The sequence below is a fragment of the Klebsiella sp. A-Nf5 genome, assembly GCF_002810545.1.
GTDB classification, from domain to species: Bacteria; Pseudomonadota; Gammaproteobacteria; order Enterobacterales; family Enterobacteriaceae; genus Klebsiella; species Klebsiella variicola.
The window spans coordinates 63991-83892 of the sequence record NZ_PIOG01000159.1; the positions used below are offsets into that span (position 1 = coordinate 63991).

General features: G+C 56.6%; 19 protein-coding genes. 15 read left to right on the forward strand and 4 right to left on the reverse strand.

Annotated features, from left to right (window positions below; all coding sequences use genetic code 11):
- Positions 1-37: 37 nt before the first annotated feature.
- Positions 38-850 carry a dienelactone hydrolase family protein gene (locus CWM53_RS16790; RefSeq protein WP_074387404.1) on the reverse strand — a complete coding sequence of 271 codons (813 nt, stop codon included), beginning with the start codon at positions 848-850 and terminating at the stop codon, positions 38-40.
- A 272-nt stretch (positions 851-1122) separates the two neighbouring features.
- Here CWM53_RS16790 and udp point away from each other — a divergent pair, with 272 nt between their 5' ends.
- From udp to tatD, 9 genes are all read left to right on the forward strand, one after another.
- Positions 1123-1884 carry a uridine phosphorylase gene (gene udp / locus CWM53_RS16795; protein WP_002883419.1) on the forward strand — a complete coding sequence of 254 codons (762 nt, stop codon included), beginning with the start codon at positions 1123-1125 and terminating at the stop codon, positions 1882-1884.
- 135 nt (positions 1885-2019) lie between these two features.
- Positions 2020-3468 (forward strand): DNA recombination protein RmuC, encoded by a 1449-nt coding sequence (rmuC, locus tag CWM53_RS16800; RefSeq protein WP_074387403.1) that lies wholly within the window; start codon positions 2020-2022, stop codon positions 3466-3468.
- 70 nt (positions 3469-3538) lie between these two features.
- A complete protein-coding gene (ubiE, locus tag CWM53_RS16805; protein WP_008807935.1) occupies positions 3539-4294 on the forward strand; it encodes a bifunctional demethylmenaquinone methyltransferase/2-methoxy-6-polyprenyl-1,4-benzoquinol methylase UbiE in 756 nt (251 codons plus the stop codon).
- Positions 4295-4307: 13 nt separating this feature from the next.
- Positions 4308-4913 carry a ubiquinone biosynthesis protein UbiJ gene (ubiJ, locus tag CWM53_RS16810; protein WP_100730500.1) on the forward strand — a complete coding sequence of 202 codons (606 nt, stop codon included), beginning with the start codon at positions 4308-4310 and terminating at the stop codon, positions 4911-4913.
- Positions 4910-6550: a ubiquinone biosynthesis regulatory protein kinase UbiB gene (ubiB, locus tag CWM53_RS16815; RefSeq protein ID WP_061156174.1), complete on the forward strand. Its 1641-nt coding sequence runs from the start codon at positions 4910-4912 to the stop codon at positions 6548-6550. The genes ubiJ and ubiB overlap by 4 nt, the downstream gene beginning before the upstream one ends.
- A gap of 129 nt (positions 6551-6679) precedes the next feature.
- Complete coding sequence (gene tatA / locus CWM53_RS16820; protein ID WP_002883425.1) at positions 6680-6931, forward strand: Sec-independent protein translocase subunit TatA; 252 nt, start codon at positions 6680-6682, stop codon at positions 6929-6931.
- Between the two features lie 3 nt (positions 6932-6934).
- Positions 6935-7471, forward strand: coding sequence for a Sec-independent protein translocase protein TatB (gene tatB, locus CWM53_RS16825; protein WP_074387402.1), 537 nt, complete (start codon positions 6935-6937; stop codon positions 7469-7471).
- Positions 7472-7473: 2 nt separating this feature from the next.
- A complete protein-coding gene (tatC, locus tag CWM53_RS16830) occupies positions 7474-8253 on the forward strand; it encodes a Sec-independent protein translocase subunit TatC (protein WP_074387401.1) in 780 nt (259 codons plus the stop codon).
- Positions 8254-8285: 32 nt separating this feature from the next.
- A complete protein-coding gene (gene tatD, locus CWM53_RS16835) occupies positions 8286-9089 on the forward strand; it encodes a 3'-5' ssDNA/RNA exonuclease TatD (protein WP_165785094.1) in 804 nt (267 codons plus the stop codon).
- Here the strand turns inward: tatD and rfaH are convergent.
- Positions 9086-9574 (reverse strand): transcription/translation regulatory transformer protein RfaH, encoded by a 489-nt coding sequence (gene rfaH / locus CWM53_RS16840; protein ID WP_008807930.1) that lies wholly within the window; start codon positions 9572-9574, stop codon positions 9086-9088. The genes tatD and rfaH overlap by 4 nt on opposite strands.
- A 178-nt stretch (positions 9575-9752) precedes the next feature.
- Here rfaH and ubiD point away from each other — a divergent pair, with 178 nt between their 5' ends.
- Complete coding sequence (gene ubiD / locus CWM53_RS16845) at positions 9753-11222, forward strand: 4-hydroxy-3-polyprenylbenzoate decarboxylase (protein WP_074387399.1); 1470 nt, start codon at positions 9753-9755, stop codon at positions 11220-11222.
- Positions 11223-11277: 55 nt separating this feature from the next.
- Positions 11278-11979, forward strand: coding sequence for an NAD(P)H-flavin reductase (gene fre, locus CWM53_RS16850; protein ID WP_008807928.1), 702 nt, complete (start codon positions 11278-11280; stop codon positions 11977-11979).
- A gap of 106 nt (positions 11980-12085) precedes the next feature.
- Here fre and fadA read toward each other — a convergent pair whose 3' ends face one another.
- Together fadA and fadB are read right to left on the reverse strand one after the other, a co-directional pair.
- The gene (fadA, locus tag CWM53_RS16855) at positions 12086-13249 is read right to left on the reverse strand and encodes an acetyl-CoA C-acyltransferase FadA (protein WP_100730498.1); all 1164 of its coding nucleotides are present in this window, start codon (positions 13247-13249) and stop codon (positions 12086-12088) included.
- Between the two features lie 9 nt (positions 13250-13258).
- Positions 13259-15448: a fatty acid oxidation complex subunit alpha FadB gene (gene fadB, locus CWM53_RS16860; protein ID WP_100730497.1), complete on the reverse strand. Its 2190-nt coding sequence runs from the start codon at positions 15446-15448 to the stop codon at positions 13259-13261.
- Positions 15449-15639: 191 nt separating this feature from the next.
- Here fadB and pepQ point away from each other — a divergent pair, with 191 nt between their 5' ends.
- From pepQ to hemG, 4 genes are read left to right on the forward strand one after another with little or no spacing between them, the layout of a single operon-like run.
- Positions 15640-16971: a Xaa-Pro dipeptidase gene (gene pepQ, locus CWM53_RS16870; protein WP_016160083.1), complete on the forward strand. Its 1332-nt coding sequence runs from the start codon at positions 15640-15642 to the stop codon at positions 16969-16971.
- Positions 16971-17585 carry an IMPACT family protein gene (locus CWM53_RS16875; RefSeq protein ID WP_074387398.1) on the forward strand — a complete coding sequence of 205 codons (615 nt, stop codon included), beginning with the start codon at positions 16971-16973 and terminating at the stop codon, positions 17583-17585. Before pepQ ends, CWM53_RS16875 begins: the two co-directional genes overlap by 1 nt.
- A gap of 39 nt (positions 17586-17624) precedes the next feature.
- Positions 17625-19076, forward strand: a complete 1452-nt coding sequence (trkH, locus tag CWM53_RS16880; RefSeq protein WP_061156164.1) for a Trk system potassium transporter TrkH — start codon at positions 17625-17627, stop codon at positions 19074-19076.
- A gap of 11 nt (positions 19077-19087) precedes the next feature.
- Positions 19088-19621, forward strand: coding sequence for a menaquinone-dependent protoporphyrinogen IX dehydrogenase (gene hemG / locus CWM53_RS16885; protein WP_074387397.1), 534 nt, complete (start codon positions 19088-19090; stop codon positions 19619-19621).
- Positions 19622-19902 lie beyond the last annotated feature (281 nt).

Here is a 19902-nt window from a genome sequence, read left to right on the forward strand (position 1 = left end):
TAAGGAGGCATTTGCCTCCTTTTTTTGCATCGGGTGATTATCCTTTTTTACCGCCATACTGGGCAAACCACGCGAGCATTCGCTGCCAGCCGTCTTTGGCTGACTCTTCATGGTAGCTGGCGCGATAGTCGGCGTTAAAGGCATGATCGGCTTCGGGATAGACCACGATTTCCGCTGTGGCATTCGCCGCCCGCAGCGCCTGACGCATGGTCTCGATGGTGTCCTGTGGAATACTGGCGTCTCTAGCGCCGTACAGACCAAGTACCGGGGCGTTGAGATCGACAGCGATATCTACCGGATGCTTCGGTGAATTCAGCGATTTTTCTCCCACCAGCTTGCCGTACCAGGCCACGCCTGCCTTCAGCTGCGGGTTATGCGCGGCATACAGCCAGGTAATGCGTCCGCCCCAGCAGAAGCCGGTGATTAGCAGACGATGGGCATCGCCGCCGTGGCGCGCCGCCCAGCTGGCGACATGGTCGAGATCCGCCAGCACCTGCGCGTCCGGCACCTTGGTAACCAGCTCTTTGAACAGGGTCGGGATATCGTGGTACTCATTCGGATCGCCCTGACGGAAGTACAATTCAGGCGCAATAGCCAGATAGCCTTCCTGCGCCAGGCGGCGACAAAGATCGCGAATATGTTCATGCACGCCGAAAATTTCCTGTACCACGATAACGATCGGCAGCGGACCGTCGGCATTTTTCGGGCGGGCGTGGTAGGCCGGCATGTTTTCACCTTGGGAGGGAATAGACGTCTCTCCGGCGATAATATGCTCTTCCGGCGTATGAACGGCGGTGGCGGCGTGTGGTGAAGCAGCAGGTGCGAATCCAGGTTGTTTGGTGGTGGTCATGGTATTCTCCGTACCCTTATTTATTAGCGCATCAGTAACTATAGACCCTTTGCCTTTAGTGCGGGCGGTAATAAAGCACAGTGCCTGAAAGCGGCTATCTTTTGTTCTGTGACGATGAATATAACTTGTTAATGTGATGTGTATCACTATTTACTGAAAAACAACTGCAATCATTATTGGTCTTGGTGACTATCATCACAAAAAGATGCCAGGGGCTTCGGTACAGTACCGTTTTGCTTCTGCTGATAATTCGACCCACAGAGGAGTTTTTTATGTCCAAGTCTGATGTTTTTCATCTCGGCCTCACCAAGAACGATTTACAAGGGGCTACGCTGGCTATCGTCCCTGGCGATCCGGAGCGTGTGGAAAAGATCGCCGCGCTGATGGATAAGCCGGTTAAGCTGGCATCCCACCGCGAATTTACCTCCTGGCGCGCGGAGCTGGACGGCAAACCGGTGATCGTCTGTTCTACCGGCATCGGCGGCCCGTCGACTTCTATCGCCGTGGAAGAGCTGGCGCAGCTGGGCGTGCGTACCTTCCTGCGTATCGGCACCACCGGCGCGATTCAACCGCACATTAACGTTGGCGATGTGCTGGTCACGACCGCTTCCGTTCGCCTGGACGGCGCCAGCCTGCACTTTGCGCCGATGGAGTTCCCGGCCGTCGCAGACTTCGCCTGCACCACCGCGCTGGTGGAAGCGGCGAAATCTATTGGTGCCACCACCCATATCGGCGTGACCGCCTCTTCGGATACCTTCTACCCAGGCCAGGAGCGTTACGACACCTTCTCCGGCCGCGTGGTGAGCCGCTTCAAGGGCTCAATGGAAGAGTGGCAGGCAATGGGCGTGATGAACTATGAAATGGAATCCGCCACGCTGCTGACCATGTGCGCGAGCCAGGGCCTGCGTGCCGGGATGGTAGCTGGGGTTATCGTTAACCGTACCCAGCAAGAGATCCCTAACGCCGAAACCATGAAGCAAACCGAAAGCCACGCGGTCAAAATCGTCGTGGAAGCGGCGCGCCGTCTGCTGTAATTCAACACCTTCTCTTTCAGGCCGGATCCTCCGGCCTTTCTTTTTTGCGTCGCTCCTCGCAGGAAATTCCTTTTAAACTGGACGTTTGTACAGCACAATTCTATTTTGTGCCATCAGGTTATCGCAGGGGGCGTCGTGGATCTCTCAATCATTATCAGCGCGGTTATCGCACTGGCTGCCGGGTTAATGGTCGGCTGGCTGGCAACCAAAGCGCGCGCCGACCAAATCCGGGCCGATCTGATCGAGGAGCGGCGAGAGCTGGATATTGAGCTGAGCGCCGCCCGTCAGCAGCTGGTGCAGGAGGCCCACTGGCGTGAGGAGTGCGAGCTGCTGAACAATGAGCTGCGCAGTCTGCGGGATATCAATACCTCGCTGGAGGCTGATCTGCGTGAAGTCACCACCCGGCTCGAATCCACCCAACTGCATGCGGAAGATAAGATCCGTCAGATGGTTAACAGCGAGCAGCGCCTGAGCGAGCAGTTTGAAAACCTCGCCAACCGCATTTTCGAACACAGCAACCGGCGCGTCGATGAGCAAAATCGCCAGAGCCTGCATGGCCTGCTGACCCCGCTGCGCGAACAGCTCGATGGGTTCCGTCGCCAGGTGCAGGAGAGCTTTGGCCAGGAGGCGCGGGAAAGGCACACCCTGGCGCATGAGATCCGCAATCTGCAGCAGCTGAACGCGCAGATGGCGCAGGAGGCGCTGAACCTGACCAAAGCGCTGAAGGGTGATAACAAAACCCAGGGCAACTGGGGGGAAGTCGTTTTAACCCGCGTGCTGGAGGCCTCCGGCCTGCGCGAAGGCTATGAGTACCAGACTCAGGTTAGCATCGAGACCGACAACCGCTCGCGGATGCAGCCGGACGTTATCGTGCGCCTGCCGCAGGGCAAAGACGTCGTTATCGATGCCAAAATGACCCTGGTCGCCTATGAACGCTATTTCAACGCCGAAGACGACTACACCCGCGAAGTCGCGCTGCAGGAACATCTTGCCTCGGTGCGAAACCATATTCGCCTGTTGGGACGCAAGGATTATCAACAGCTGCCGGGCCTGCGATCTCTTGACTACGTGCTGATGTTTATTCCCGTCGAGCCGGCTTTCCTGCTGGCCATCGACCGTCAGCCCGAACTCATCAGCGAGGCGTTGCAAAATAATATCATGCTGGTCAGCCCGACGACGCTGCTGGTAGCCCTGCGTACTATCGCCAATCTGTGGCGCTATGAGCACCAGAGCCGCAACGCGCAGAAGATCGCCGAGCGGGCGGGGCGCCTTTACGACAAAATGCGCCTGTTTGTGGATGATATGTCCGCCATCGGCCAGAGTCTGGATAAGGCGCAAGAGAACTATCGCCAGGCGATGAAAAAGCTCGCTTCCGGGCGCGGGAATCTGCTGGCCCAGGCGGAGGCCTTTCGCGGCCTGGGGGTGGAGGTGAAGCGCGGGATAAATCCTGATTTAGTCGAACAAGCCACTGCCCAGGACGATGAATATCGTCTCGAAGAGGAGGATAACCTCCCGGAAAATGACGCATTTTCACCCGACTCTGCCGAGGCGTTGCATAATCGGGAGGCGGCTCCGCCACGCTGAAACGTATGGGAAATGCGCTGAATCTGATACACTCAGTGAACATTTTCTTGAAAAGCAAGCAGGCATAGAGATGGTTGAGGATTCACAAGAAACGACGCACTTTGGCTTTCAGACGGTCGCTAAAGAGCAGAAACAGGACATGGTGGCGCATGTATTCCATTCTGTCGCGGCAAAGTATGATGTGATGAACGACTTGATGTCGTTCGGTATCCATCGTTTGTGGAAGCGTTTCACCATCGACTGCAGCGGCGTACGTCGCGGGCAGACCGTGCTGGATCTGGCGGGGGGGACCGGCGATTTGACGGCCAAGTTCTCCCGTCTGGTAGGGGAAACCGGTCGCGTCATGCTTGCTGATATCAATGATTCCATGCTCAAAATGGGCCGCGAAAAGCTGCGCAATATCGGCATCGTGGGTAACGTTGAGTATGTTCAGGCCAACGCGGAAGCCCTGCCGTTTGCTGATAACACCTTCGACTGCATCACCATCTCTTTCGGTCTGCGTAACGTGACCGATAAAGAAAAAGCGCTGCGTTCGATGTACCGCGTGCTGAAGCCGGGCGGACGTCTGCTGGTGCTGGAGTTTTCTAAACCGATTATCGAACCGCTCAGCAAAGCCTACGACGCTTACTCCTTCCATATCCTGCCGAAGGTGGGGGAACTGGTGGCAAAAGACGGCGACAGCTATCGCTATCTGGCAGAATCTATCCGTATGCACCCGGATCAGGAAACCCTGAAAGGGATGATGCAGGATGCCGGTTTTGAAAGTGTCGACTATCACAACCTGACGGCGGGTATCGTTGCCTTGCATCGCGGTTACAAGTTCTGACAGGAGGGACGCTATGCCTTTCACACCCCTGGTGACCGCTGGCATTGAAACGGCGCTGAATACTTTTCTCTGGCGCGACAAGGCGCTAAAACCCGCCCGTCAGCGCCTGCTGGGTAAGGTATTGCGAGTTCAACTGCAGGACTTTTCCACCCCGATCGTACTGGCGTTCAGCGAACGCCAGATAGATGTCCTGAGTGCCTGGGAGGGTGAGGCCGACTGCACTGTGATTACCCGGCTCAGCGTGCTGCCCAAACTGCGTAATCGTCAGCAGCTCACGGCGCTTATTCGTAGCGGCGATCTGGAAGTGCAGGGCGATCTGCAAGTGGTGCAGAACATGGTCTCCCTGTGCGATCTGGCGGAGTTCGATCCCGCTGAATTGCTGGCGCCTTATACCGGCGATATCGTGGCTGAAGGTGTCGGCAAAGCCCTCGGCGGCGGCGCTCAGTTTCTACTGAAGGGTGCGCAGCGCCAGCAGCGCTATGTCGCGGAAGCGATCACTGAAGAGTGGCGACTGGCGCCTGGGCCGCTGGAGCTGGCATGGTTTGCGGAAGAAACGACGGCTATTGAACGCGCGCTGGCCGCACTGGAAAAACGGCTGGAAACGCTGGAGGGCAAATGACGCCAGGAGAATTACGGCGCCTGTATTTCATCATCCACACCTTTTTGAGCTACGGGCTCGATGAGCTCATCCCCAAAATTCGTCTCACGCTGCCGCTGCGTATCTGGCGGCGGATGCTGTTCTGGATGCCAAATCGTCATCAAGACCAACCTCTTGGCACCCGTCTCCGCCTGGCGCTTCAGGAGCTGGGGCCGGTGTGGATTAAATTTGGCCAGATGCTTTCCACGCGGCGGGATCTCTTCCCGCCGCAAATCGCCGATCAGCTGGCGCTGTTGCAGGACCGCGTGGCTCCCTTTGAAGGAAAGCTCGCGCAGCAGCAGATAGAGAAAGCGATGGGTGGCCTGCCGGTGGAAGCCTGGTTTGATGATTTCTCCGTAGAGCCGTTAGCCTCGGCGTCCATCGCCCAGGTGCATACCGCGCGTCTGAAAGAGAATGGCAAAGAGGTGGTTATCAAGGTTATCCGCCCGGATATTTTGCCGATCATTAAAGCGGACATGAAGCTCATCTACCGCCTGGCGCGCTGGGTGCCTCGTCTGCTGCCTGACGGCCGTCGTTTGCGTCCGCAGGAGGTGGTCCGCGAGTATGAAAAAACGCTGCTGGACGAGCTGAACCTGTTGCGGGAATCCGCCAACGCCATTCAGCTACGGCGTAATTTCGAAGACAGCCCGATGCTGTATGTGCCGGAGGTTTACCCCGATTACTGCAGCGAAAGCATGATGGTGATGGAGCGCATCTACGGTATCCCGGTGTCCGACGTGGAGGCGCTGGAGGCCCAGGGGACCAATATGCAGCTGCTGGCGGAGCGGGGCGTGCAGGTCTTCTTTACCCAGGTGTTCCGCGACAGCTTTTTCCATGCCGATATGCACCCTGGCAACATATTCGTTAGCTACGAGCACCCGGAAGATCCGCAGTATATCGGCATCGACTGCGGTATTGTCGGCTCGCTGAACAAAGAAGATAAGCGCTATCTGGCGGAAAACTTTATCGCCTTCTTCAACCGCGATTATCGTAAGGTGGCCGAGCTGCACGTGGACTCCGGTTGGGTACCGCCCGATACCAACGTCGAAGAGTTTGAGTTCGCGATCCGCACGGTTTGCGAGCCGATCTTTGAGAAGCCGCTGGCGGAGATCTCCTTCGGTCACGTGCTGCTTAACCTGTTCAACACTGCGCGGCGCTTCAATATGGAAGTCCAGCCGCAGCTCGTTTTGCTGCAGAAGACATTACTTTACGTAGAAGGGGTAGGCCGGCAGCTCTATCCTCAGTTAGACTTGTGGAAAACGGCGAAGCCTTTCCTCGAGTCGTGGATCAAAGATCAGGTCGGCATTCCGGCGCTGGTGCGCGCGTTTAAAGACAAAGCGCCGTTCTGGATCGAAAGAATGCCCGAAATACCTGAGCTGGTGTATCAGAGCCTGCAGCAGAGCAAACAGCTGCAGACCAGCGTCGATACCATCGTGCGGGATATGCATGTGCGTCATGTCCGCCAGGGGCAGTCCCGTTATCTGTTTGGTATAGGCGCGGTTTTATTGCTCAGTGGTACGCTGCTCTTTATCCATCGCCCTGAGTGGGGAATGATGCCCGGCTGGCTGATGGCCGGCGGTATCGTCACCTGGCTGATTGGCTGGCGGAAAACCCACTGATCGGTTCGCCTCTTCATGACGCAGGCTAATTTGCGCAAAATCATGCCAGTCGCCTGACGAAGAGGCGGCTTGCAGGATGGCGTGTATAATGCGTCCACACAAATCATCATCTGTCATAGGGGAACGTGTATGGGTGGTATCAGTATTTGGCAGTTATTAATTGTTGTCGTCATCGTAGTTCTGCTTTTTGGGACGAAGAAGCTGAGCTCACTGGGGTCAGACTTAGGGGCATCGATCAAAGGCTTTAAAAAAGCCATGAGTGATGATGATAAACCCGAAAAGTCGGCGCCAGACGCAGATTTCACGGCGAAAACCATCGCCGATAAACAGGATGATGCAAAAAAAGACGAGACAAAACGCCACGACAAAGAGCAGGTGTAACTCGTGTTCGATATTGGTTTTAGTGAACTACTGCTGGTGTTTGTTATTGGCCTCATTGTTCTGGGGCCACAGCGGCTCCCCGTAGCGGTTAAAACGGTAGTTGGCTGGATCCGTACGCTACGGTCGCTGGCGACCACGGTACAAAATGAGCTGGCCCAGGAGCTAAAACTGCAGGAGTTCCAGGAGAGCCTCAAAAAGGTGGAAAAGGCCAGCCTGAACAACCTGACGCCGGAGCTGAAAGCCTCCATGGATGAACTGCGCGAGGCCGCAGAGTCGATGAAGCGTTCCTATAGCGCCCACGATCCTGAAAAGGCCAGCGACGAAGCCAATACCATCCATAATCCGGTGGTGAAAGGCAGCGAAGCGCAACGGCAGGACGTCACGCCGGCGACGGCAGAGCATCAGGCTAGCGCTCCGGCTCATGCGCCGGAGCCAGTTGTCGATGAGCAACCCGCTTCACCGGCTGACCTTCCGGCAGAGAAAACCCCCGCGACTGCGGCAGCTCCGCATTCTTCCCCCGCATCGAGTGATAAACCGTAAACATGGGCGTAGACGATACTCAACCGTTAATTTCGCATCTGATTGAGCTGCGCAAGCGTCTGCTCAACAGCATCATTGCTATCCTGGTGATCTTCCTGGCGCTGGTCTATTTCGCCAATGATATCTATCAGCTGGTCTCGGCTCCGCTTATCAGCAAGATGCCGGTGGGCGCGACGATGATCGCCACTGATGTCGCTTCACCTTTCTTTACGCCGATAAAGCTGACCTTCATGGTGTCGGTGATCCTGTCAGTGCCGATTATTCTTTATCAGGTATGGGCCTTCGTCGCGCCGGCGCTGTATAAGCACGAGCGCCGGCTGGTGGTGCCCTTACTGGTCTCCAGTACGCTGCTGTTCTATATCGGCATGGCTTTCGCTTATTTTGTCGTGTTTCCGCTGGCGTTCGGCTTCCTGACCCATGCTGCTCCGGAGGGGGTGCTGGTCTCGACCGATATCCGCAGCTATCTCGACTTCGTGATGGCGCTGTTTATGGCGTTCGGGGTCTCTTTTGAGGTACCGGTCGCCATTGTGCTGCTCTGCTGGATGGGCGTTACCACGCCGGAAGAACTGCGCAAAAAACGGCCGTATGTGCTGGTGGGCGCCTTCGTGGTGGGCATGCTGCTGACGCCGCCGGACGTATTCTCGCAGACGCTGCTGGCCATTCCGATGTACTGTCTGTTTGAAGTAGGCGTGTTCTTCGCCCGCTTCTACACCGGGAAGCGCCAGACGCGTGATGACGATGCCGCGGCCGAAGCTGAAGCCGCAGAGCACAGAGAAGAGTAATACCGCCAACCGCCCGTCAGGGCGGTTGTCATATGGGAGCGATCATGTTTGATATCGGCGTTAATCTGACCAGTTCGCAGTTTTCCCGCGACCGTGATGAGGTGGTGGCCCGCGCCCAGGCGGCGGGGGTTCACGGCATGCTGCTGACCGGCACAAATTTGCCGGAGAGCCAGCAGGCGCAGAAACTGGCGAGCCATTATTCCGGCTGCTGGTCCACGGCGGGGGTTCATCCCCATGACGGCAGCAGCTGGACGCCAGCGGTCGCCGAGGCGATTTATACCCTCGCCCGCGAGCCGCAGGTGGTGGCGATAGGTGAGTGCGGTCTGGATTTCAACCGTAATTTCTCCACGCCGCAGGAGCAGGAGGCAGCGTTCAGCGCCCAGTTGGCGCTGGCCGCTGAGCTGTCGATGCCGGTGTTTTTACACTGCCGCGACGCCCACGACCGGTTTCTGGCGCTGCTTAAACCCTGGCTTGAGAAGATCCCGGGCGCGGTGCTGCACTGCTTTACCGGCAGCCGCAGCGAGGTGCAGGAATGTCTGGATCTGGGCCTGTTTATCGGTATTACCGGTTGGGTATGCGATGAGCGGCGGGGACTGGAGCTGCGCGAGCTGCTGCCGGCGATCCCGGCGGAACGTCTGCTGCTGGAGACTGATGCGCCTTATCTGTTGCCGCGCGACCTCAAACCGAAACCGGCCTCGCGGCGTAACGAGCCCGCGTATTTGCCGCATATCCTGGCCAGCGTCGCGACCTGGCGGGGCGAAGAGGCACAATGGCTGGAGGCGCAAACGGACGCAAACGTCAGGACGCTGTTTGGCATCGACGTTAACGACGTTTAGATTTTCTGGAAGTCGGTATTTTTAACGCTCTGCAGGACTTGCTTATTCAGCAGGTTTAACAGCAACATAGAACGTGCTTCACCGTCCGGCTCGGTGAAGATAGCCTGTAAGCCCTCGAACGCGCCGTCGGTGATTAGCACGCTATCGCCCTCATGCGGCGTCTCCGGATCGGTGATGCCTTCTGGTTTGTAGATAGAGAGCTGATGAATCACCGCCGAGGGAACGACAGCGGGCAGGGCGCCAAAGCGCACGAAGTTGTTAACCCCGCGGGTGGCGCTGATGGTAGTGGTATGAATCACCTCTGGATCGAACTCAATAAACAGGTAGTTCGGGAACAGCGGTTCGCTGACCATGGTGCGTTTACCGCGAATGATTTTTTCCAGCGCAATCGTCGGCATCAGGCAGTTAACTGACTGACGTTCAAGATGTTCCTGGGCTCGTTGTAGCTGCCCACGTTTGCAATACAGTAAGTACCAGGCTTGCATAATGACTCATTCCACTTCTAATAACGGCAAGCATAACAAATGGCTGGTGTAATCGCGAAAGCCATTATAATTGAAATCCAAATTTCAGCGTTCTTTCACGCTAATTTAACAAAATTACAGCATCGCGCCGTCGAACACCGTATAATTAGCCGCCTGTAGAGAGGTCTATAACACTTTCATGAAATACCACGATCTTCGCGACTTTCTGACACTCCTGGAACAACAGGGCGAACTAAAACGTATCACTCTGCCGGTCGATCCTCACCTGGAAATCACCGAAATTGCCGACCGGACCCTTCGCGCCGGTGGCCCGGCGCTGCTGTTTGAAAATCCGAAAGGCTATACCATGCCGGTGCTGTGCAACCTGTTCGGTACGCCGCGTCGCGTGGCTTTGGGGATGGGGCAGGAAGAGGTCAGTTCGCTGCGCGAGGTGGGTAAGCTGTTAGCTTTTCTGAAAGAGCCGGAACCGCCAAAAGGCTTCCGCGATCTGTTTGATAAGCTGCCGCAGTTCAAGCAAGTGCTGAATATGCCGACCAAACGCCTGCGCGGCGCGCCCTGCCAGCAAAAAATCATCCAGGGCGATGACGTCGATCTCAACAAAATCCCGATTATGACCTGCTGGCCGGAAGATGCCGCGCCGCTGATCACCTGGGGGCTGACGGTAACCCGTGGTCCACACAAAGAGCGGCAAAATCTGGGTATTTATCGCCAGCAGCTGATCGGCAAAAATAAACTCATCATGCGCTGGCTTTCCCACCGCGGCGGCGCGCTCGATTTCCAGGAGTGGTGCGCGGCGCATCCCGGCGAGCGCTTCCCGGTTTCCGTGGCGCTTGGCGCCGATCCGGCGACCATTCTTGGCGCGGTGACGCCGGTGCCCGATACGCTGTCGGAATATGCTTTCGCAGGCTTGCTGCGCGGCACCAAGACCGAAGTGGTGAAGTGCGTTTCCAATGACCTTGAAGTGCCAGCCAGCGCGGAAATTGTGCTCGAAGGTTACATTGAGGCCGGTGAGATGGCGCCGGAAGGCCCGTATGGCGATCATACTGGCTACTACAATGAAGTGGATAGCTTCCCGGTGTTTACGGTAACCCACATTACCCAGCGCGAAGACGCGATTTATCATTCGACCTATACCGGTCGTCCGCCGGATGAACCTGCGGTGCTGGGCGTGGCGCTGAACGAAGTCTTTGTGCCCATTCTGCAAAAGCAGTTCCCGGAAATCGTCGACTTCTATCTGCCGCCGGAAGGGTGTTCCTACCGCCTGGCGGTGGTGACGATGAAAAAACAGTATGCGGGTCATGCCAAGCGCGTGATGATGGGCGTCTGGTCGTTCCTGCGCCAGTTCATGTATACCAAATTCGTGATCGTTTGCGATGACGATGTCAACGCACGCGACTGGAACGATGTGATTTGGGCGATCACTACCCGTATGGACCCGGCTCGTGATACGGTACTGGTAGAAAATACGCCAATAGATTATCTGGATTTTGCCTCGCCGGTTTCCGGCCTGGGTTCAAAAATGGGGCTGGATGCCACGAATAAATGGCCTGGCGAAACCCAGCGTGAATGGGGTCGTCCAATCAAAAAAGATCCTCAGGTGACGGCGCGCATCGACGCCATCTGGGATGAACTGGCCATCTTTAAATAACAGTAAGCGGGGCTAACGCCGCTGTTTTGCTCTATAGACCCGACAGAGGGGACGCATGACAACCTTAAGCTGTAAAGTGACCTCAGTGGAGGCGATTACCGATACCGTGTATCGCGTTCGATTAGTACCGGAAGCGGCATTCTCTTTCCGCGCTGGCCAGTATCTGATGGTGGTAATGGACGAGCGCGACAAGCGTCCGTTCTCTATGGCTTCCACGCCGTCGGAACACGAGTTTATCGAGCTACATATCGGTGCTTCTGAACTCAATCTGTATGCGATGGCGGTCATGGATCGCATTCTGAAAGAGCGTGAAATTGAGGTTGATATTCCGCATGGCGAAGCGTGGCTGCGCGATGACGAAGATCGTCCGCTGATTCTGATCGCCGGCGGCACCGGTTTCTCTTATGTGCGTTCTATTCTGTTAACCGCGCTGGCGCGTAACCCGGATCGCGATATCGCCATTTATTGGGGCGGCCGCGAGGCTAAGCATCTGTACGATCTGGCCGAGCTGGAAGCGTTAAGCATCAAGCATCCGAATCTGCGCATCGAGCCGGTGGTAGAGCAACCGGAAGAAGGGTGGCGTGGTCGCTCCGGTACGGTACTCACCGCCGTGCTGCAGGATTACGGTACGCTGGCCGAGCATGATATTTACATTGCCGGTCGTTTTGAGATGGCCAAGATTGCCCGCGACCTGTTCTGCAACGAACGCGGCGCGCGCGAAGATCGCCTGTTTGGCGATGCGTTTGCCTTTATCTGAAAAGAAAAAACCCGCCCCTGACAGGCGGGAAGAACGGCAACTAAACCTGCTCTCTTCGCCATTGCAGCCTGTTTCTGGTCGCAATGGCGTTGAGATAACCCTTCGATTAAATCCGCTCAAACACAGTGGCAATACCCTGACCTAAACCGATACACATGGTCGCCAGACCGAACTGCGCGTCTTTGCGTTCCATCTGATTGATCAACGTGGTGCTAATGCGCGCCCCGGAGCAGCCCAGCGGATGTCCGAGCGCGATCGCGCCGCCGTTGAGGTTGATCTTCTCGTCAATCTGCTCCATCAAGCCCAGATCTTTAATACACGGAAGGATCTGCGCGGCAAACGCTTCATTCATTTCAAAGACGTCAATATCGCTGGTGGATAAGCCCGCTTTTTTCAGCGCCAGCTTTGAGGCCGGAACCGGGCCATAACCCATAATTGACGGGTCGCAGCCGACCACCGCCATCGAACGGACGCGGGCGCGTGGCTTCAGCCCCAGCTCGCGGGCGCGGCTTTCGCTCATCAGCAGCATCGCCGCCGCGCCGTCGGAAAGGGCGGAAGAGGTACCCGCCGTTACCGTACCGGTCACCGGATCAAATGCCGGTCTCAGCGCCGCCAGCGCTTCGACGGTGGTTTCCGGGCGGATCACTTCGTCATAGTTAAAAGACTTCAGTACGCCATCGGCATCGTGGCCACCGGTCGGGATAATCTCGGCTTTGAAGGCGCCTGATTGCGTCGCCGCCCAGGCGCGAGTGTGAGAGCGTGCGGCGAACTGATCCTGCATTTCGCGGCTGATGCCGTGTAGACGCGCCAGCATTTCCGCGGTCAGCCCCATCATGCCGGCGGCTTTCGCCACATTACGGCTGAGGCCCGGATGGAAATCAACACCGTGGCTCATTGGCACATGACCCATGTGCTCGACGCCGCCAATCAGGCAGACGCTGGCATCGCCGGTCATGATCATACGGGCCGCATCGTGCAGCGCCTGCATGGAGGAACCGCAAAGGCGGTTAACCGTCGTCGCCGGTACCGAGTGCGGGATTTCTGCCAGCAGCGCGGCGTTACGCGCAATGTTGAAACCCTGCTCCAGCGTTTGTTGCACGCAGCCCCAGTAAATATCGTCAATCGCGCTCGCCTCAAGCGATGGGTTACGCGAAAGCAGGCTACGCATCAGGTGCGCGGAGAGATCTTCCGCACGCACGTTGCGAAAGGCGCCGCCCTTTGAACGGCCCATCGGGGTGCGAATTGCATCGACAATGACAACCTGTTCCATTGTGACTCCTTAAGCCGTTTTCAGAGCGCCAACCGGACGGGCTGGCTCTACCTGGGGATAATACGCTTCGTTATGGCGCGCTTTGTCACGCAGACCGGCTGGCACGTCATACAGCGGGCCAAGGTGCTGGTATTGCTGTGCCATATCGAGATACTTCGCGCTGCCAATGGTGTCCAGCCAGCGGAATGCGCCGCCGTGGAACGGAGGGAAGCCCAGGCCGTATACCAGCGCCATATCCGCTTCCGCCGGGCTGGCGATAATGCCTTCTTCCAGGCAGCGGACGACTTCGTTAACCATCGGGATCATCATGCGAGCGATAATCTCTTCATCGCTGAAATCGCGCTTCGGCTGGCTGACGTCGGCCAGCAGGCTGTCGACTGCGGCATCTTCTTCTTTCTTCGGCTTGCCTTTACTGTCTTCTTTATAACGCCAGAAGCCGAGGCCATTCTTCTGGCCGAAACGGTTGGCGTCAAACAGGGCGTCGATTGCGTCGCGATAATCTTTCTGCATCCGCTGCGGGAAGCCCGCCGCCATGACGGCCTGGGCATGGTGGGCGGTATCGATGCCGACCACGTCCAGCAGATAAGCCGGGCCCATCGGCCAGCCAAACTGTTTTTCCATCACTTTGTCGACTTTGCGGAAATCCGCCCCGTCACGCAGCAGCTGGCTAAAGCCGGCGAAGTAGGGGAACAGCACGCGGTTGACGAAGAAGCCGGGACAATCATTCACCACGATTGGCGTCTTGCCCATTTTGCTGGCCCAGGCCACAACTGTGGCGATGGTCTTATCCGAGGTTTTTTCGCCGCGGATCACTTCAACCAGCGGCATGCGATGCACCGGGTTAAAGAAGTGCATACCGCAGAAGTTTTCCGGGCGCTGCAGCACGCTTGCCAGTTCGCTGATGGGGATTGTAGAGGTGTTAGACGCCAGCACGGTATCTGGGCGTACTTTTGCCTCTGTTTCGGCCAGCACCGCTTTCTTCACTTTCGGGTTTTCCACCACCGCTTCAACAACCACGTCGACGCGATCAAAACCGCTGTATTCCAGGGTTGGCTGAATGGTGCTAATCACCCCGGCCAGTTTCAGACCGTCGATTTTTCCGCGTTCCAGTTGCTTGTTCAGCAGCTTCGCCGCTTCGGTCATGCCAAGGGTCAGCGATTTGTCGCTAATGTCTTTCATCACCACCGGCACGCCTTTCCAGGCCGACTGATATGCGATACCGCCGCCCATAATGCCAGCGCCCAGGACAGCAGCATGCTTCGGCGTCTCGACATCTTTGGTCAACTTTTTCGCTTTCGCTTTGACGTACTGGTCGTTCAGGAAGATACCAACCAGCGCGCGGGCCTCATTGGTATGGGCCAGCGGGACAAAGCTTTTATTTTCCAGCACCAGGGCTTCTTCACGACCAAGACGCGCGGCGGCTTCAATGGTTTTCACCGCGGTGATCGGCGCCGGGTAATGTTTCCCGGCAGTTTGCGCGACCATGCCTTTGGCAATCGTGAAGCTCATGGTGGCTTCAATTTTGCTGAGCTTCAGCGGTTCCAGTTTCGGCTGACGTTTAGCTTTCCAGTCCAGGTCGCCATTAATGGCCTGACGCAGGATCGCCAGCGCGCCATCGCGCAGTTTTTCCGCTGCGACCACGCCATCCACCAGGCCGATTTTCAGCGCTTGATCGGCGCCGACGTCTTTTCCGGCGGCAATAATTTCCAGCGCGCTATCGGCGCCGAGCAGGCGCGGCAGACGCACGGAACCGCCGAAGCCTGGCATAATGCCGAGCTTGGTTTCCGGCAGACCGATACGTAGATCCGGCGTCGCCAGGCGGTAATCGGTCGCCAGGACGCATTCACAACCGCCGCCCAGCGCGTAACCATTGACGGCAGAGATAGTCGGGACGGGAAGATCTTCCAGACGATTGAAAACGCTGTTAGCAAAATGCAACCACTGGCTTAACTGCTCCTCAGGGACCAGGAACAGCGAGAGAAATTCGGTGATATCCGCGCCGACGATAAAAGCCGCTTTTTCAGAGCGCAGCAGCAGGCCTTTGAGATCGTTTTGTTTTTCCAGTACGTCCAGCGCGTGACCGAGGCTGGCTACGGTTGCGGTATCAAGCTTGTTGACCGAACCTGGGGCATCGAACACCAGTTCGGCGATGCCATCTTCCAGCCAGTCGAGGTACAGGGTGTCGCCTTTGTAGAGCATGTCAGTCTCCTGAATCCAGCAATATGATCTGGTCATACCAGATGAAACGGAGTGTGGAATTTATGTTAAAGAATTGCAAATTACTCTTTAAATAATTGCTGGTCGGATCACATCCGGCGGAAATCACCCGCACGCAGGGTGATGTGCTAAGATGCGGAGTATCACGATCCCATAAAAGCAAAGGATGAAAGATGGAATCCCTGTCCGCGCTCTATAAAAATCATATTGTTACCCTACAAGAACGTACCCGTGACGTGCTGACCCGTTTTCAAATGGATGCGTTGCTGATTCACTCCGGTGAATTGGTTAACGTCTTCCTTGACGACCATCCGTATCCGTTCAAGGTCAACCCGCAGTTCAAAGCTTGGGTGCCAGTGACCCAGGTGCCTAACTGCTGGCTGCTGGTGGATGGCGTCAACAAACCGAAGCTGTGGTTCTATCTGCCGGTCGATTACTGGCACAACGTCGAGCCGCTGCCAACCTCATTCTGGACCGAAGAGGTTGACGTTATTGCTCTGCCGAAGGCCGATGGTATCGGCAGCCAGCTGCCTGCCGCTCGCGGTAATATCGGCTATATTGGGCCGGTACCGGAGCGCGCGCTGGGGCTGGGTATCGCTGCGGATAAGATCAACCCGAAAGGGGTTATCGATTACCTGCACTACTATCGGGCTTACAAAACGGATTACGAACTGGCCTGCATGCGTGAAGCGCAGAAATCGGCGGTCAATGGCCATCGCGCGGCCTATGAAGCGTTCCAGTCCGGAATGAGCGAATTCGATATCAACCAGGCCTATCTCACCGCCACCGGCCATCGTGATACCGACGTGCCTTACAGCAACATCGTGGCGCTGAATGAGCATGCTTCTGTCCTGCACTACACCAAACTGGATCATCGCGCCCCGGCGGAGATGCGCAGCTTCCTGCTCGACGCCGGTGCAGAATATAACGGCTATGCCGCAGATCTGACGCGAACCTGGGCGGCACACGGCGACAACGACTTTGCCCATCTGATTAAAGACGTTAATGACGAGCAGCTGGCGCTGATTAGCACCATGAAGGCCGGGACCCGTTATGTTGATTACCATATCCAGTTCCATCAGCGCATCGCAAAGCTGCTGCGTAAACATCAGTTAGTCTCCGATATGAGCGAAGAGGCGATGGTGGAGAATGACCTGACCGGGCCGTTTATGCCGCACGGGATTGGCCATCCGCTGGGTCTGCAGGTACATGATGTTGCTGGCTTTATGCAGGATGACACCGGTACGCATCTGGCGGCGCCGTCGAAATATCCGTATCTGCGCTGCACCCGTATTATCGAGCCGCGCATGGTGCTGACCATTGAACCCGGCATCTACTTCATCGAGTCGTTACTGGCGCCGTGGCGTGAAGGCCCGTTCAGCAAGCACTTCAACTGGCAGAAAATTGACGCCATGAAACCGTTTGGCGGGATCCGTATCGAAGATAACGTGGTGGTTCACGAAAACAGCATTGAAAATATGACGCGCGATCTGAAGCTGGCGTAATGGAAAGCTGGTTAATCCCGGCGGCGCCGGTTACCGTCGTTGAGGAGATTAAAAAAAGCCGTTTTATCACGTTGTTGGCGCATACCGACGGCGTGGCGGCGGCTAAAGCCTTTGTCGAGTCCGTCAGAGCGGATCACCCTGATGCCCGTCACCACTGCGTGGCGTGGGTCGCCGGGCCGCCTGATGATTCGCAACAGCTGGGATTTTCTGACGATGGCGAACCGGCGGGGACGGCGGGCAAACCGATGCTGGCGCAGTTGATGGGGTGCGGTGTGGGTGAGATAACCGCTGTCGTCGTGCGTTACTACGGTGGTATCCTGCTGGGCACCGGCGGCCTGGTCAAAGCCTATGGCGGCGGTGTTCATCAGGCGCTGGCGCAGTTGACAACGCAGCGCAAGACGCCGCTAACGGCATATACTTTGCAATGTGAGTATGGGCAACTGGCTGGCGTCGAATCGCTGCTTGCCCAATTCTCCGGGCGCGTAGTCGAAAGCGAATATCTGGCGTCGGTTCGGCTTCGCGTGGCGCTTCCCCGGGCCGAAGTGGCGGCTTTTTCAGCAAAACTGGCTGATTTTAGTCGCGGTTCATTGCAATTACTGAAGATTGACGAATAATCCCCTCTGTTTTTTTGCCTATCAAAGGAAGCGCCAGAGATGCATTTTCGCGCCATAACCCGAATCGTTGGACTGTTGGTCATCTTATTTTCGGGGACGATGATCGTTCCGGGATTAGTGGCCCTGATATATCGCGATGGCGCGGGGCGGGCCTTCACTCAAACCTTTTTTGTTGCGCTGGCGATTGGCTCCATGCTGTGGTGGCCGAATCGTAAGCAAAAAGGCGAACTGAAATCCCGCGAAGGGTTTCTGATCGTGGTGCTGTTCTGGACTGTGCTGGGGAGCGTGGGGGCCTTGCCCTTTATTTTCGCCGAGCAGCCGAACCTGACGGTGACGGATGCCTTCTTCGAGTCATTTTCCGGCCTGACGACGACCGGGGCGACCACGCTGGTGGGGCTGGACTCGTTACCCCATGCAATCCTCTTTTACCGGCAGATGCTGCAGTGGTTCGGTGGTATGGGGATCATTGTGCTGGCGGTGGCGATTCTGCCTATCCTCGGCGTCGGGGGGATGCAGCTCTACCGTGCGGAAATGCCCGGCCCGTTGAAAGACAACAAGATGCGCCCGCGTATCGCCGAGACGGCGAAGACGCTGTGGCTAATCTATGTGTTATTGACGATAGCCTGCGCATTGGCGCTCTGGTTTGCCGGTATGCCGGCCTTCGATGCGATTGGTCATAGCTTTTCCACCATCGCTATCGGTGGTTTCTCGACTCATGATGCCAGCGTCGGCTATTTCAATAGCCCGATGATTAACTCCATCATCGCGATCTTTTTGCTGATCTCTGGCTGTAACTACGGTCTGCATTTTTCATTATTGAGCGGACGCAGCCTGAAGGTGTACTGGCGCGACCCAGAATTTCGGATGTTCATTGGCGTCCAGTTGACGCTGGTCATCATCTGTACGCTGGTGCTATGGCTTCATAACGTGTACGGATCGGTGCTGACGACGCTGAATCAGGCATTTTTCCAGGTGGTGTCGATGGCGACCACCGCGGGGTTCACCACCGATAGCATTGCGCGCTGGCCGTTGTTCCTGCCGGTGCTGCTGCTCTGCTCCGCATTTATCGGCGGCTGCGCCGGGTCCACGGGCGGTGGCTTAAAGGTGATCCGTATCCTGTTGCTGTTCAAGCAGGGCAACCGTGAGCTTAAGCGTCTGGTACACCCGAATGCGGTGTATAGCATCAAGTTAGGTAACCGCGCGCTGCCGGAACGAATTCTTGAAGCTGTGTGGGGTTTCTTCTCCGCCTATGCGCTGGTCTTTATCATTAGTATGCTGGCGATTATTGCCACCGGGGTGGATGACTTCTCTGCCTTCGCCTCCGTAGTGGCGACGTTGAACAACCTCGGGCCTGGGCTTGGCGTTGTCGCGGACAACTTTGCCACCATGAACCCGGTCGCGAAATGGATCCTGATTGCTAATATGCTGTTTGGTCGTCTGGAAGTGTTCACCTTACTGGTGCTCTTTACTCCCACTTTCTGGCGCGAATAACAGGAGTGCTCGTGAAAACTTTAATACTCTTCTCCACCCGCGACGGGCAGACCCGTGAAATCGCTTCGTTTCTGGCCTCCGAGCTAAAAGAGCTGGGCATCGATGCGGATACCTTGAACCTGAATCGTACCGATGTCGTCGAATGGCATCACTACGATCGGGTGGTCATTGGCGCGTCGATTCGCTACGGGCACTTTCATCCGGCGGTAGACCGCTTTGTGAAAAAGCATCTGGTATCATTGCAGGCGCTGCCGGGAGCATTCTTCTCGGTCAACCTGGTAGCCCGTAAACCCGAGAAGCGTACGCCGCAGACCAACAGCTATACGCGTAAGTTTCTGTTGAACTCGCCGTGGCAGCCGCAGAGCTGCGCGGTGTTTGCCGGCGCGCTGCGCTACCCGCGCTACCGCTGGTACGATCGATTTATGATCCGCCTGATTATGAAAATGACCGGAGGCGAAACGGATATCCGGAAAGAGGTGGTCTATACCGACTGGCAACAGGTATCCCGGTTTGCTCGGGAAATCGCTCAAATGGCGAGCAAATAGCGCGTAAAACTCGCGTTGTGGTGGAAAATCGAGCGAACGAAAAGTTTTTTTGAATTTCCCCTTGTCACCTCAGAATTACTCCCTATAATGCGCCTCCACTGACACGGAACAACGGCAAGCAAGCCGCCGGGTCAGCGGGGTTCCGGTGAGAACCTCGCGGAGAAAAGCAAAAATAAATGCTTGACTCTGCAGCGGGAAAGCGTAATATGCACACCCCGCGCCGCAGCGAAAAACGAAGCGGCACTGCTCTTTAACAATTTATCAGACAATCTGTGTGGGCA

Excerpts from the sequence above, each read along its gene's own strand:
- CWM53_RS16790 (WP_074387404.1), bottom strand. The coding sequence starts at position 850 with ATGACCACCACCAAACAACCTGGATTCGCACCTGCTGCTTCACCACAC.
- udp (WP_002883419.1), top strand. The coding sequence starts at position 1,123 with ATGTCCAAGTCTGATGTTTTTCATCTCGGCCTCACCAAGAACGATTTA.
- ubiE (WP_008807935.1), top strand. The coding sequence starts at position 3,539 with ATGGTTGAGGATTCACAAGAAACGACGCACTTTGGCTTTCAGACGGTC.
- ubiJ (WP_100730500.1), top strand. The coding sequence starts at position 4,308 with ATGCCTTTCACACCCCTGGTGACCGCTGGCATTGAAACGGCGCTGAAT.
- ubiB (WP_061156174.1), top strand. The coding sequence starts at position 4,910 with ATGACGCCAGGAGAATTACGGCGCCTGTATTTCATCATCCACACCTTT.
- tatA (WP_002883425.1), top strand. The coding sequence starts at position 6,680 with ATGGGTGGTATCAGTATTTGGCAGTTATTAATTGTTGTCGTCATCGTA.
- tatC (WP_074387401.1), top strand. The coding sequence starts at position 7,474 with ATGGGCGTAGACGATACTCAACCGTTAATTTCGCATCTGATTGAGCTG.
- tatD (WP_165785094.1), top strand. The coding sequence starts at position 8,286 with ATGGGAGCGATCATGTTTGATATCGGCGTTAATCTGACCAGTTCGCAG.
- rfaH (WP_008807930.1), bottom strand. The coding sequence starts at position 9,574 with ATGCAAGCCTGGTACTTACTGTATTGCAAACGTGGGCAGCTACAACGA.
- ubiD (WP_074387399.1), top strand. The coding sequence starts at position 9,753 with ATGAAATACCACGATCTTCGCGACTTTCTGACACTCCTGGAACAACAG.
- fre (WP_008807928.1), top strand. The coding sequence starts at position 11,278 with ATGACAACCTTAAGCTGTAAAGTGACCTCAGTGGAGGCGATTACCGAT.
- fadA (WP_100730498.1), bottom strand. The coding sequence starts at position 13,249 with ATGGAACAGGTTGTCATTGTCGATGCAATTCGCACCCCGATGGGCCGT.
- fadB (WP_100730497.1), bottom strand. The coding sequence starts at position 15,448 with ATGCTCTACAAAGGCGACACCCTGTACCTCGACTGGCTGGAAGATGGC.
- pepQ (WP_016160083.1), top strand. The coding sequence starts at position 15,640 with ATGGAATCCCTGTCCGCGCTCTATAAAAATCATATTGTTACCCTACAA.
- CWM53_RS16875 (WP_074387398.1), top strand. The coding sequence starts at position 16,971 with ATGGAAAGCTGGTTAATCCCGGCGGCGCCGGTTACCGTCGTTGAGGAG.
- trkH (WP_061156164.1), top strand. The coding sequence starts at position 17,625 with ATGCATTTTCGCGCCATAACCCGAATCGTTGGACTGTTGGTCATCTTA.